The 12,602-nt window shown below is 62.3% G+C and carries 20 protein-coding genes; all 20 read right to left on the bottom strand.

All coding sequences use genetic code 11. From position 1 onward, the window contains the following. Positions 1-26: 26 nt before the first annotated feature. Positions 27-920 carry a tRNA pseudouridine(38-40) synthase TruA gene (locus tag QF038_RS05540; RefSeq protein ID WP_307609245.1) on the bottom strand — a complete coding sequence of 298 codons (894 nt, stop codon included), beginning with the start codon at positions 918-920 and terminating at the stop codon, positions 27-29. 32 nt (positions 921-952) lie between these two features. Next, on the bottom strand, positions 953-1,549 hold the full coding sequence (rplQ, locus tag QF038_RS05535; protein ID WP_307609244.1) for a 50S ribosomal protein L17: 597 nt from the start codon (positions 1,547-1,549) through the stop codon (positions 953-955). A 71-nt stretch (positions 1,550-1,620) separates the two neighbouring features. Continuing rightward, entirely contained in the window at positions 1,621-2,631 is a 1,011-nt protein-coding gene (locus QF038_RS05530; RefSeq protein WP_013601812.1) for a DNA-directed RNA polymerase subunit alpha, read from the bottom strand. Positions 2,632-2,762: 131 nt separating this feature from the next. Then, on the bottom strand, positions 2,763-3,164 hold the full coding sequence (gene rpsK / locus QF038_RS05525; RefSeq protein ID WP_018760435.1) for a 30S ribosomal protein S11: 402 nt from the start codon (positions 3,162-3,164) through the stop codon (positions 2,763-2,765). Between the two features lie 68 nt (positions 3,165-3,232). Then, positions 3,233-3,607 (bottom strand): 30S ribosomal protein S13, encoded by a 375-nt coding sequence (rpsM, locus tag QF038_RS05520; RefSeq protein ID WP_003803743.1) that lies wholly within the window; start codon positions 3,605-3,607, stop codon positions 3,233-3,235. A 174-nt stretch (positions 3,608-3,781) separates the two neighbouring features. Continuing rightward, positions 3,782-3,895 carry a 50S ribosomal protein L36 gene (gene rpmJ / locus QF038_RS05515; RefSeq protein WP_009358722.1) on the bottom strand — a complete coding sequence of 38 codons (114 nt, stop codon included), beginning with the start codon at positions 3,893-3,895 and terminating at the stop codon, positions 3,782-3,784. A gap of 70 nt (positions 3,896-3,965) precedes the next feature. Then, the gene (gene infA / locus QF038_RS05510) at positions 3,966-4,187 is read right to left on the bottom strand and encodes a translation initiation factor IF-1 (protein ID WP_009358723.1); all 222 of its coding nucleotides are present in this window, start codon (positions 4,185-4,187) and stop codon (positions 3,966-3,968) included. Between the two features lie 172 nt (positions 4,188-4,359). After that, positions 4,360-5,355 (bottom strand): P1 family peptidase, encoded by a 996-nt coding sequence (locus QF038_RS05505; RefSeq protein WP_307609243.1) that lies wholly within the window; start codon positions 5,353-5,355, stop codon positions 4,360-4,362. Positions 5,356-5,434: 79 nt separating this feature from the next. Further along, positions 5,435-6,262 (bottom strand): type I methionyl aminopeptidase, encoded by an 828-nt coding sequence (gene map / locus QF038_RS05500; protein WP_142057507.1) that lies wholly within the window; start codon positions 6,260-6,262, stop codon positions 5,435-5,437. Between the two features lie 69 nt (positions 6,263-6,331). Beyond that, the gene (locus QF038_RS05495; protein WP_307609242.1) at positions 6,332-6,901 is read right to left on the bottom strand and encodes an adenylate kinase; all 570 of its coding nucleotides are present in this window, start codon (positions 6,899-6,901) and stop codon (positions 6,332-6,334) included. Between the two features lie 5 nt (positions 6,902-6,906). After that, entirely contained in the window at positions 6,907-8,217 is a 1,311-nt protein-coding gene (gene secY / locus QF038_RS05490; protein WP_307609241.1) for a preprotein translocase subunit SecY, read from the bottom strand. 214 nt (positions 8,218-8,431) lie between these two features. Then, positions 8,432-8,923, bottom strand: coding sequence for a 50S ribosomal protein L15 (gene rplO / locus QF038_RS05485; protein ID WP_307609240.1), 492 nt, complete (start codon positions 8,921-8,923; stop codon positions 8,432-8,434). Positions 8,924-8,925: 2 nt separating this feature from the next. Beyond that, positions 8,926-9,132, bottom strand: a complete 207-nt coding sequence (gene rpmD / locus QF038_RS05480) for a 50S ribosomal protein L30 (protein WP_142038794.1) — start codon at positions 9,130-9,132, stop codon at positions 8,926-8,928. A 2-nt stretch (positions 9,133-9,134) separates the two neighbouring features. Beyond that, positions 9,135-9,857: a 30S ribosomal protein S5 gene (rpsE, locus tag QF038_RS05475; protein WP_307609239.1), complete on the bottom strand. Its 723-nt coding sequence runs from the start codon at positions 9,855-9,857 to the stop codon at positions 9,135-9,137. Further along, positions 9,854-10,237, bottom strand: coding sequence for a 50S ribosomal protein L18 (gene rplR, locus QF038_RS05470; RefSeq protein ID WP_091415067.1), 384 nt, complete (start codon positions 10,235-10,237; stop codon positions 9,854-9,856). The genes rpsE and rplR overlap by 4 nt, the downstream gene beginning before the upstream one ends. Before the next feature lie 2 nt (positions 10,238-10,239). Further along, positions 10,240-10,776, bottom strand: coding sequence for a 50S ribosomal protein L6 (rplF, locus tag QF038_RS05465; RefSeq protein WP_050054319.1), 537 nt, complete (start codon positions 10,774-10,776; stop codon positions 10,240-10,242). Between the two features lie 18 nt (positions 10,777-10,794). Further along, a complete protein-coding gene (gene rpsH / locus QF038_RS05460) occupies positions 10,795-11,193 on the bottom strand; it encodes a 30S ribosomal protein S8 (protein WP_079596674.1) in 399 nt (132 codons plus the stop codon). An 89-nt stretch (positions 11,194-11,282) separates the two neighbouring features. Further along, a complete protein-coding gene (gene rplE / locus QF038_RS05455) occupies positions 11,283-11,864 on the bottom strand; it encodes a 50S ribosomal protein L5 (RefSeq protein ID WP_050054317.1) in 582 nt (193 codons plus the stop codon). After that, positions 11,864-12,226: a 50S ribosomal protein L24 gene (gene rplX / locus QF038_RS05450; protein WP_013601824.1), complete on the bottom strand. Its 363-nt coding sequence runs from the start codon at positions 12,224-12,226 to the stop codon at positions 11,864-11,866. The genes rplE and rplX overlap by 1 nt, the downstream gene beginning before the upstream one ends. Before the next feature lie 3 nt (positions 12,227-12,229). Then, positions 12,230-12,598, bottom strand: coding sequence for a 50S ribosomal protein L14 (gene rplN, locus QF038_RS05445; protein WP_009358299.1), 369 nt, complete (start codon positions 12,596-12,598; stop codon positions 12,230-12,232). Positions 12,599-12,602 lie beyond the last annotated feature (4 nt).

Genomic DNA, 12,602 nt, shown 5'->3' with positions numbered 1-12,602 from the left:
TTTCGACAGGCTCAACCACCGGCGTTCTAGTACTCCCGCAGCGCCCGGGTGAGTTCTGCGCGGGCCAGGAGTTCGTCGTTGGACGGGTAAGCCACTTCCTCAAGCACCAGCGGGTGGGGCGCCGCCAGCACGGACTTGGCGTCGCGTTTCTGCGCGAGCAACCGCTCATGCAACCAGCCCGGTTCCTCCACACCCTCGCCCACGTACAGGGCGGAGCCGATCAGGGCGCGCACCATGTTGTGGCAGAAGGCGTCCGCTTGGACGGTGGCCACAATGACACTATCTTCCCCCCGTGCGAATTCAAAACGCTGCAGCTCCCGGATGGTGGTGGCACCTTCGCGCGGCTTGCAGAAGGACAGGAAGTTCTGCAGCCCCAGCAGCTTCGAGGCGCCCTCGTTCAGCAGGGAGACGTCCAGCGGGTTTTTGTGCCACAGGGTGGAGTACCGGCCCAGCGGATCCCAGAGCGCAGGCCCGTCCGCGATGCGGTAGCTGTACCGCCGCCAGAGCGCCGAAAACCGGGCATCAAAACCTTCCGGCGCCAGCGAGATGCGGTGCACCTCGACTGCCCCGGTCAGGTCGCCGAGGATGCGGCTGAGGGCGCCGCGGATCCTTCGGAGCATGGCGACGGCGGGATCCAGTTCGTGCCCGCGCGGCAGTCCCTGCCACTCGGCTTCGGTGAGGTCCAGGTGGACCACCTGGCCCCGGGCATGCACGCCGGCATCGGTGCGTCCGGCAACCGTCACGCGGACCGGGCGCCGGACCAGCAGCTGCAGGGCCTCTTCGAGGGCGCCCTGGACGGTCCGCAGGCCCGGCTGCAGGGCCCACCCGCTGAAGGGGCCGCCGTCGTACGACAAATCCAGCCGGACACGCAAAAACCCGCCGCCCCCCAATACGGGGGCCGCGGGTTTTTGGTCGTTCATAGACTCAAGTCTATGCGAAGAAAATCAGCGAATTACTTCGCGTCCTTCTCTTCGGCTGCCGGAGCTTCAGCTTCCTCAGCGGCCGGAGCCTCTTCGGTAGCAGCCTCTTCGGTTGCAGCTTCTTCAGCGGCGGGAGCCTCCGGAGCTTCATCAGCAGCAGGAGTCTCGACGACCTCAGCCTCGGGAGCTTCCTCGGCGGCCGGGGCAGCCTTCTCTGCATCGCGCTTGGCAGCCGCGGTAGCCTCAGCTACAACAGCCTGCTTGGCGGAAACGGGCTCGAGAACCAGTTCGATGACAGCCATGGGAGCGTTGTCGCCCTTGCGGTTGCCGATCTTGGTGATGCGGGTGTAGCCGCCGTCGCGGTTCTCCACTGCCTGGGCAATGTCGGTGAACAGCTCGTGGACGACGCCCTTGTTGCTGATCAGGCCGAGCACGCGGCGGCGGGAAGCGAGGTCGCCACGCTTGGCGAAGGTCACCAGGCGCTCTGCGTACGGCTTCAGGCGCTTGGCCTTGGTCACCGTGGTGGTGATCCGCTTGTGCTCGAACAGGGATGCTGCCAGGTTCGCGAGCATGAGGCGCTCGTGAGCCGGGCCGCCTCCGAGGCGCGGACCCTTAGTGGGGGTAGGCATAATTGTTTCTCCTCAAATGGAAGCCGTGGGCCCTGCACACCATGGTGCCTGCCCGCCGGCCAAGGTCTGGTTTAGAGTTCGTCGTCGCCGAAGGCGGCGTCGTCCTCTTCGATTGCTGCGGCGCGTGCTGCGAGGTCAAAACCGGGAGGCGAGTCCTTGAGGGACAGGCCCAGTTCAACCAGCTTTGCCTTGACCTCGTCAATGGACTTGGCACCGAAGTTGCGGATGTCCATCAGGTCAGCCTCGGAGCGGGCAACGAGTTCACCCACGGTGTGGATGCCCTCACGCTTGAGGCAGTTGTAGGAACGGACGGTGAGGTCCAGATCCTCGATCGGCAGTGCCATGTCGGCTGCCAGGGCAGCGTCGGTGGGCGACGGGCCGATCTCGATACCTTCAGCTGCGGTGTTCAGCTCACGTGCCAGACCGAAGAGCTCCACCAGGGTGGTGCCTGCGGAAGCAACAGCATCGCGCGGGGCGATGGCCTGCTTGGTCTCGACGTCGACAATCAGCTTGTCGAAGTCGGTGCGCTGCTCAACACGGGTTGCTTCCACGCGGAAAGTAACCTTCAGCACCGGCGAGTAGATGGAGTCGACCGGGATACGGCCGATCTCTGCGTCGCCGGACTTGTTCTGAGCTGCCGAAACGTAGCCGCGGCCGCGCTCGATGGTCAGTTCGAGTTCGAACTTTCCCTTCGAGTTCAGCGTGGCGATGTGCAGATCCGGGTTGTGGAATTCGACGCCGGCCGGCGGAGCGATGTCCGCGGCGGTGACGACTCCGGGGCCCTGCTTGCGCAGGTAAGCAACAACCGGCTCATCGTGCTCGGAGGAAACCGACAGGCTCTTGATGTTCAGGATGATCTCAGTGACATCTTCCTTGACACCCGGAACCGTGGTGAACTCGTGCAGCACGCCATCGATCCGGATGCTGGTTACAGCAGCGCCGGGGATGGAGGAGAGCAGGGTACGGCGGAGGGAGTTTCCGAGGGTGTAGCCGAAGCCCGGTTCCAACGGTTCAATAATGAAACGCGAACGGTTTTCGGAGACTACCTCTTCGGAGAGGGTGGGGCGCTGTGCAATGAGCACTTAGGTTTCCTTTCGGCGAGCATCCGCTATATGACGCAACACAGGTGGTGGAAATTCGGTCTGAAGACTTAACGCGCTGGGCTTGCCCGGGCCATCGATGGTCCGGGCAAGCTCAAGCGGCGCTGGAAGCCTTAGACGCGGCGGCGCTTCGGCGGACGGCAGCCGTTGTGGGCGGCGGGGGTGACGTCCTGGATGGAGCCAACCTCGAGGCCGGCAGCCTGCAGCGAACGGATCGCGGTTTCGCGTCCCGAGCCGGGGCCCTTCACGAAAACGTCAACCTTGCGCATGCCGTGCTCCTGGGCGCGCTTTGCAGCAGCCTCGGCAGCCATCTGGGCAGCGAACGGGGTGGACTTACGCGAGCCCTTGAAGCCAACCTCACCTGAGGAAGCCCAAGAGATAACAGCGCCCGACGGATCCGTGATGGAAACGATGGTGTTGTTAAACGTGCTCTTGATGTGCGCCTGGCCAAGCGCGATATTCTTCTTGTCCTTCTTACGCGGCTTGCGAACCGCGCCACGAGTCTTCGGGGGCATTATTTCTCCTACAGAAAGTTATTGGGGGAAAGCGATCGCTTCCCTCATTGCCGTGAGGCGAATGAGGTTTAGCGTGCCTTCTTCTTGCCGGCGACGGTGCGCTTCGGGCCCTTGCGGGTACGGGCGTTGGTCTTCGTACGCTGTCCGCGTACGGGCAGGCCCTTGCGGTGGCGCAGGCCTTCGTAGCTGCCGATCTCAACCTTGCGGCGGATATCTGCTGCTACTTCGCGGCGAAGGTCACCCTCAACCTTGTAGTTGCCTTCAATGTAGTCACGCAGCTCAACCAGCTGGGCATCAGTCAGGTCCTTGACGCGAACGTCAGCGCTGATGCCAGTGGCAGCCAGGGTTTCGTGTGCACGGGTCTTGCCCACGCCGTAGATGTAAGTAAGCGCAATTTCCAGCCGCTTTTCGCGGGGAATGTCTACGCCAGCGAGACGAGCCATAGTGGCAGTACTCCTTGATAAACCGGAGGTCGTAGGCAGTACACCCGCATGTTCCATGCGGCCCCAGCCTCCGACCGGGGGTTAGCTGTCCGGGCTCCATACGTCCCAGATCAGCTTGTGCTGCCTTTATTTACTTGCGTGGGTTAGCAACCCAGGAATTCCCGGTGAAGGGAATTAGCCCTGGCGCTGCTTGTGGCGCGGGTTCTCGCAGATCACCATGACCCGGCCATTACGGCGGATCACTTTGCACTTTTCGCAGATCTGCTTGACGCTCGGCTTGACCTTCATGGCATTCCTTTGCGTGTAACAGTTGGTCAACTGGAGCGGCATTCAGTTCGCACTGAGGCCGCCCAGCAATTTACTTGTAGCGGTAGACGATACGACCACGGGTGAGGTCGTACGGGCTCAGCTCCACCACTACGCGGTCCTCAGGGAGAATCCTGATGTAGTGCTGACGCATCTTTCCAGAGATGTGTGCCAGTACGATGTGCTTGTTGGTGAGCTCAACACGAAACATCGCGTTAGGCAACGCCTCAGTCACAACGCCTTCGATCTCAATGACCCCGTCCTTCTTGGCCATACCCTCCGCTAACTGTTGTTGCCGCAGTCCCGCCGGATTGCACCGGGCATGACCACGAACGTTTTTGTTGGATCGATTGTCAGCTTCAGGCCCCAAAAGGGCGTGGCAGTCCAGACAACCAACAAACAACACTACTCTGTATCGCCGTAAAAGTTAAATCGGCCATAGTAACCTACCGGGTGCCGTACACACCATAATCCCCCGCCGGGGTGCTCACGGCCCGGGCGCTGGCCACGCCATCGAGGATGGCCAAACGGACGACGTCGGCTGCCGCACTTTGCAGCGTTATGAGGCTGATCTGCCGGGCAGCTTCGTCCGAGCGATCGAGTGCCACCTCACCGGTCGCCAAACAAAACACTGTGTCCCCATCACCAAGGGTGTGTGAGGGATTTAGTGCCCGGGCAATCCCGGCATGCGAAGCAGAAGCAGTCCGCTTGCACTCGGCCACATCCAGAACGGCATTGGTGGCGACGACGATGAGCGTGGTGTTTAGCGGGGCGCCGCGGCTGGGTTCCGCCCCACCAGCCGAAGCCCTCGGCGTGCTCGCTCGTTCCTCGCTTAGACGCACGCTGCCGGGCTCCGCCTGCCGGGTCGTCGTGCCGAACGGGAGCCCAAGCGCGTTGACTATGGCGATTGCCCCGACCACCACGCCGTTATCGAGCGTGACCGATGCCGTACCTACCCCGCCTTTGTATGTCCGGGCGATGACTGCTCCGGTGCCGGCGCCCACGTTGCCGCGTCCGACGTCGTGCCCGTCCTTCTCGGCGGCAGCAGCGGCGGTTGCCGCGTAGCCCATGTCCGGCGTCGGGCGTCGCGCAAAGTCGCCGCCGCGGCCCAGGTCAAAAATCGCGGCCGCAGGGACGATGGGCACTACTCCCCCGGGGACCGCGAAACCGCGGCCGTTCTCCTCGCACCACAGCTGGGCGCCCGTTGCCGAAGCCAGCCCATAGGCGCTCCCGCCGGTAAGGACCACGGCATCAACAGCGCTGACCAAGGTGGTGGGATCGAGCGCGTCCGTTTCGTGGGTGGCCGGCCCGCCGCCCTGCACGTCAACTGATCCGATGGTGCCCGGCGGCGGCAGGATCACGGTTACCCCGCTCAGCCAGCCGTCGTCGGTTTTCTGTACGTGGCCAACCCTGATCCCGGGCACGTCGGTGATTGCTCCCATGGCCCCCATTCTGCCGTGCCCGGTGGTTGAGCCTGTCGAAACCTGTGACGGGATTTCGACAAGCTCAATCACCGCGAACCTACGGGATCGGCACCGGGGTGACGCCGAGGGGCACCAGGTGCTCCGCACCGCCGTCGGGCGCGGAAAGCACCCAGATGCCCTTTTCGTGGACTGCCACGGAATGCTCCCACTGGCAGGAGCGGGCGCCGTCGGTGGTGATGACGGTCCAGTCGTCCTCCAGCACGGCGGTGTCGATGCCGCCGCGGACCAGCATGGGCTCGATCGCCAGGCAGAGGCCCGGCCGGATCTTGGGCCCGCGGTGGCTGGTGCGGTAGTTCAGGACGTCCGGCGCCATGTGCATTTCGGAGCCAATGCCGTGGCCCACGTAGTCCTCGAGGATGCCCAGGGGCTTGCCGGGCACGGAGGATACGTAGTCGTCGATGGCGGCACCGATATCGCCCACATGCTTACCGGTGGCCAGCGCGGCGATCCCCCGCCACAGGGCTGCATGGGTCACGTCCGAAAGCCGCTGGTCCTCGGGGTCGGCGGTGCCCACGATGACTGTCCGGGCTGAGTCGGAGTGCCAGCCGTTTACGATAGCACCGCCGTCAATCGAGATGATGTCGCCGTCGTTCAGGACCCGGCTGCCGGGGATGCCGTGGACTACTTCCTCGTTGACGGAGGTGCAGATGGTGGCCGGGAACCCGTGGTAGCCGAGGAAGTTGGACTTGGCGCCGGCCTCGTTCAGCACAGCGGCGAAGACGTCGTCCAGGTGCTTGGTGGTGACGCCCGGGACGGCGGCTGCAACAGCGGCATCCAGGGCACGGCTCAGGACCAGGCCTGCCTCATGCATGGTGCGCATCTGGGCGTTGGTTTTGTATTCGATGCGGGGCTGGCCAAAGGCCATGGTGCTTCCTTTCAAATGGCTGAGGCTCCTCCCGTGTACCGGGAGGAGCCTCGGAAAAACTTGCCTGGATCAGGCCGCCTGTGCGGTCTTAATGGCCTGCATCACGCGGTCCGTCACTTCGTCGATCGGCCCAATGCCGTCCACCTGGGTGAGGATGCCGCGCTCGGCGTACTTGGCCACCACTGCCTCGGTCTGCTCGTGGTACAGGTCAAGGCGGTGGCGGATGACGGCTTCGTTGTCGTCGCTCCGGCCCGTTTCCTTGGCCCGGCCCAGGAGCCGGTGGACCAGTTCCTCGTCGTCGGCAGTCAGCTGCAGGACGACGTCGAGCTTCTCGTCGCCTTTGGCGAGAATCTCGTCGAGGTAGTCAACCTGCGCCGTGGTGCGCGGGTAACCGTCCAGCAGGAAGCCGTTTTCGACGTCGGACTCGCTCAGGCGGTCACGCACCATCTTGTTGGTGACACTGTCCGGAACGAAGTCCCCGTTGTCCATGTACTTCTTGGCTTCGATGCCAAGCGGTGTTTCGCCCTTCACGTTTGCACGGAAGATGTCGCCGGTGGAGATGGCCACAACGCCGAGGCGCTCTGAAATCCGCTCCGCCTGCGTTCCTTTTCCGGAACCGGGAGGTCCAATAATCAGCATTCTCGTCATCGCAAAAGCCCTTCGTAGTGACGTTGTTGTAGCTGCGCATCAATCTGCTTGACGGTCTCCAGGCCAACGCCCACCATGATCAGGATCGAGGTGCCACCGAACGGGAAGTTCTGGTTTGCGTTGATCAGTACCAGTGCCACCAGCGGAATCAGTGCCACGAAGCCCAGGTAGAGGGCACCGGGCAGCGTGATCCGGGAGAGCACGTACTGCAGGTAGTCAGCGGTCGGTTTACCGGCGCGGATACCTGGAATGAAGCCGCCGTACTTCTTCATGTTGTCCGAGACCTCTTCAGGGTTGAAGGTGATCGCGACGTAGAAGTAGGTAAAGAACACGATCAGGACGAAATAGATCGCCATGTAGATCGGGTGGTCGCCGCGGGTCAGGTTGTTGTTGATCCATTCGACCCACGGCTGGAGCTGCTCGCCCGGCTTTGGCTGGTTGAACTGGGAAATCAGTCCAGGCAGGTAAAGCATGGAGGAAGCAAAAATAACGGGGATAACGCCGGCCATGTTGACCTTGATGGGGATGTACGTGCTGGTACCTCCCACGGTGCGGCGGCCGATCATCCGCTTGGCATACTGCACCGGAATCCGGCGCTGCGACTGCTCAACGAACACCACCAGGGCCACCGTCAGCAGGCCTACGGCCAGGACAATGAAGAAGGTTCCCGGGCCCTGCGAGGTCCAGATGGCGCCCAGCGAGGTGGGGAACTGGGCTGCGATCGAGGTGAAGATGAGCAGGGACATACCGTTGCCCACACCCTTCTCGGTGACGAGCTCGCCCATCCACATGATCAGGCCGGTGCCGGCTGTCAGGGTGATGATGATCAGGATGGTGGTGATCACGCTGTCATCAGGAATGATCGGCAGTGCACAGCCGGGCAGGAGCTGGCCGGACCGCGCCAGGGAAACCAGCGTGGTGGCGTTGAGCAGGCCCAGGGCGATAGTGAGGTACCGCGTGTACTGGGTCAGTTTGGACTGGCCCGCGGCGCCCTCTTCGTAGAGCTCCTGGAAACGGGGAATGACCACCCGAAGCAGCTGGACGATGATGCTGGCCGTAATGTACGGCATGATGCCCAGCGCGAAAATGGACACCTGGAGCAACGCGCCGCCGCTGAACAGGTTAACGAGCTGGTACAGGCCGCCTGCGGTCTGACCGTTCTGCAAGCATTGCTGGACATTCTGGTAGTTCACACCTGGCGAGGGAATGAATGCGCCCAAGCGGAAGATGGTGATGATTCCCAGCGTGAACAACAACTTGCGTCGCAGATCAGGCGTGCGAAAGGCCCGGCCAAATGCGCTAAGCAAGCGTCCTCCTGGTGATGTGGATAAGAGTGTGTGATGGGGATCTAAGAATCCCAACAACCGAGTCTAACGGTTGGATGCGCCATGCGAACAATCCGTGGAAGTCCGCGTGCGCCAGGAGGCGGGAAAAACACGCCCGGCGGATGTGAAAAACTCCCGGTACCGGGGCCTTGGCCCCGGTACCGGGAGTTCAACAACGGGCTTTCGCCCACCGGCTCTAGAGAGCGGTGGTGCTTCCGCCTGCTGCAGCGATCTTTTCAGCGGCGCTGGCCGAGAATGCGTGGGCGGTGACGTCTACCTTGACGGTGATGTCGCCGGTGCCCAGCACCTTGACGGGCTGGTTCTTGCGAACGGCACCCTTTTCGACCAGGTTCTCGACGGTGACTGCGCCACCTTCCGGGAACAGCTCGTTGAGCTTGTCCAGGTTCACGACCTGGAACTCAACGCGGAAGGGGTTCTTGAAGCCGCGCAGCTTGGGCAGGCGCATGTGCAGCGGCAGCTGGCCGCCGGCAAAGCCAGCCTTTATCTGGTAGCGGGCTGCAGTACCCTTCGTACCGCGACCAGCGGTCTTACCCTTGGATGCTTCACCACGACCAACGCGGGTCTTGGCGGTCTTTGCACCCGGGGCGGGACGCAGGTGGTGAACCTTCAGTGCGTTCTGCTTCTCAGCAGCGGCGCTCTGTGCCTTTTCAGGAGTGTTCTCTGCCATTGTTACTTCGCCTCCTCTACCTGTACCAGGTGCGGAACCGTGTTGAGCATTCCAACGGTGACGGCGTCGGCGGTGCGGACAACGGTGTGTCCGATCCGCTTCAGGCCGAGGGACCGCAGGGTGTCGCGCTGGTTCTGCTTGCCGCCAATGGCGGACTTGATCTGAGTGATCTCCAACTGGGCGTCGGAGGGAATCAGGTTCTTAGCCATAACTAGACACCCGCCTTCGAAGCCAGGAGGGCCTTCACCAGTGCCGGCGGAGCAATCTCGTCGAGGGGCAGGCCGCGGCGTGCTGCCACTGCTGCCGGCTCTTCGAGGCGCTTCAGGGCATCAACGGTCGCGTGAACGATGTTGATGGCGTTGGAGGAACCGAGCGACTTGGAGAGGATGTCGTGGATGCCCACGCACTCCAGTACTGCACGGACCGGGCCACCGGCGATTACACCGGTACCAGCGGAAGCCGGACGCAGCATAACAACGCCTGCAGCAGCCTCACCCTGGACGCGGTGCGGGATGGTGCTGCCAACGCGGGGAACGCGGAAGAAGGACTTCTTGGCCTCTTCAACGCCCTTCGCGATTGCGGCAGGAACTTCCTTAGCCTTGCCGTAGCCAACGCCGACCATGCCGTTGCCGTCACCGACGACGACCAGGGCGGTGAAGCTGAAGCGACGACCACCCTTGACCACCTTGGAGACGCGGTTGATGGTGACAACGCGCTCTACGAACTGGCTCTTCTCGGCTTCACGGCCGCCGTCGCGGCCACCACGGCCACCACGGTCGCCGCGGCCCTGGCCACGGTCGCCACGCTCGCCGCGACGAGCGCCGCCACGGCGGTCGTCAGCAGCTGCGGGAGCAGTGGTCTCAGCGGCAGCTACGGTTTCGGTAGCCTTCTGATCTGCAGACACAGTGTCCTTTTCCTTGTTTGCTTCCGTCACAGTGACAGCCCACCTTCACGTGCACCGTCAGCGACGGCGGCGATCCGGCCGTGGTACTTGTTACCACCGCGGTCGAAGACAACAGCTTCGATACCGGCAGCCTTGGCACGCTCTGCGACGAGTTCGCCAACGCGCTTGGCCTTGGCAGTCTTGTCACCGTCGAATGCACGAAGGTCGGCTTCCAGAGTGGAGGCGCTCGCTACGGTCTGGCCAATGCTGTCATCGACAACCTGGACAAATACGTGGCGTGCGGAACGGTTGACGACCAGACGAGGACGTACAGCCGTACCGGAGATGCGCTTACGGATACGAAGCTGGCGGCGGCTGCGCGAAGCAGACTTGCTCTTGTTCGTACGCTTCTTGTTAATTGAGATGGCCATGGTTACTTACCAGCCTTTCCGACCTTGCGGCGGATGACTTCGCCGGCGTAACGGATGCCCTTGCCCTTGTAGGGGTCCGGCTTCCGCAGCTTGCGAATGTTGGCAGCAACTTCGCCGACCTGCTGCTTGTTGATACCTGAAACAGAGAGCTTGGTCGGGGTCTCAACTGCAAAGGTGATGCCCTCCGGTGCGGAGACATTGACCGGGTGGCTGAAGCCGAGAGCGAACTCAAGGTCAGATCCCTTGGCCTGAACGCGGTAACCGGTACCGACGATTTCAAGCTTCTTCTCGTAGCCCTTGGTGACGCCCTCGATCATGTTGGAGATCAGGGTGCGGGTCAGGCCGTGGAGAGAGCGGGAGGCGCGCTCGTCGTTCGGGCGGGCGACAGTCAGGGTGTCTGCATCCAGGGTGACCTCGATCGGGCTGGCCACAGTGTGGTTCAGCTCGCCCTTGGATCCCTTGACGCTGACGACAGAGCCGTCAACCTTGACCTCAACGCCGGCAGGAACGGTGATGGGGAGACGTCCAATACGTGACATTATTCTCTTCCTTTCCCGTTACCAGACGTACGCGAGGACTTCGCCGCCCACGCCCTTCTTGCCGGCCTGCTTGTCAGTCAGGAGGCCGGAAGAGGTGGACAGGATTGCGACACCCAGGCCACCGAGCACGTGCGGCAGGTTGGTGGACTTTGCGTAAACACGCAGGCCCGGCTTGGAGATACGGCGAACGCCAGCGATGGAACGCTCGCGGTTCGGTCCGAACTTGAGCTCGATGGTCAGCTTCTTGCCAACCTCAGCGTCCTCTTCCTTCCAGCCGGCGATGAAGCCTTCTGCCTTCAGGATGTCGGCGACGCGTGCCTTGAGCTTGCTGTACGGCATGGACACGGTGTCGTGGTATGCCGAGTTTGCATTGCGCAGACGCGTAAGCATGTCTGCGACAGGATCTGTCATTGTCATTGTGGGCTCTTGCCCTTCCTCATAACGGTTTCCGCGGTGCCGCTTGCCACAAGTGGGAGCCGTACCGCCGGACCTTTTACGTAGTTAGATTAGTCTTCGGCCTTGAACGGGAAACCAAGCGCCTTGAGCAGCGCGCGGCCTTCGTCATCGGTCTTTGCAGTGGTAACAACCGTGATATCCATACCGCGGGTGCGGTCGATCTTGTCCTGGTCGATTTCGTGGAACATAACCTGCTCGGTCAGACCGAAGGTGTAGTTGCCGTTGCCATCGAACTGCTTGCCGGACAGGCCGCGGAAGTCCCTGATACGGGGCAGTGCGAGCGTGACCAGGCGGTCCAGGAATTCCCACATGCGGTCGCCACGCAGGGTAGCGTGTGCACCGATGGGCATGCCTTCGCGCAGCTTGAACTGTGCGATCGACTTGCGGGCCTTGGTTACCTGCGGCTTCTGGCCGGTGATCTGGGTGAGGTCGCGGACAGCGCCGTCGATCAGCTTGGAGTCCTTGGCGGCATCTCCAACACCCATGTTCACAACGACCTTCACGAGGCGGGGAACCTGGTTGACGTTTTCGTACTTGAATTCCTCAATGAGCGTGCTCTTGATGGATTCGGCGTACTTGGTCTTCAGACGAGGAACGATCTTCGTTGCCGGAGTCTCGAGAGTCTCAGTCATTAGATGTCCTTCCCTGAGCTCTTGGCCACGCGGATGCGCACTTCGCGCTGCTTGCCGTTGCGCTCAACGGTTTCAGTGCGGAAGCCAACGCGGGTGGGCTTCTTGGTGGACGGGTCAACCAGTGCCACGTTGGAGATGTGGATCGGGGCTTCAACAACCTCGATGCCACCGGTCTTGGTGCCGCGCTGCGACTGACCGACCTTGGTGTGCTTGGTTACGCGGTTGATGCCTTCAACCAACACACGGTTGGTGTCGGTGAACACGCGCAGGACCTTGCCCTGCTTGCCGCGGTCGCCGCCGCGCTCAGCCTTGGCGCCAGTGATGACCTGAACGAGGTCACCCTTCTTGATCTTTGCAGCCATGGACTAGAGCACCTCCGGAGCCAGAGAAACGATCTTCATGAACTTCTTGTCACGCAGTTCACGACCAACCGGTCCGAAGATACGGGTACCGCGGGGGTCACCGTCGCCCTTCAGGATCACAGCTGCGTTCTCGTCAAACTTGATGTAGGAACCATCCGCACGGCGGCGTTCCTTCTTGGTACGGACGATGACTGCCTTGACAACATCGCCCTTCTTTACGTTGCCGCCCGGGATTGCGTCCTTGACGGTGGCGACAATGACGTCACCGATGCCTGCGTAGCGACGGCCGGATCCACCGAGAACGCGAATGGTAAGGATTTCCTTAGCACCCGTGTTGTCGGCGACCTTGAGTCGCGACTCCTGCTGAATCACTATT

Source organism: Pseudarthrobacter sp. W1I19, from assembly GCF_030817835.1.
Taxonomy (GTDB): Bacteria; Actinomycetota; Actinomycetes; order Actinomycetales; family Micrococcaceae; genus Arthrobacter.
The sequence above is the reverse complement of the archived record's forward strand: the minus strand, read 5'-3'. Positions and strand labels throughout refer to the sequence as shown.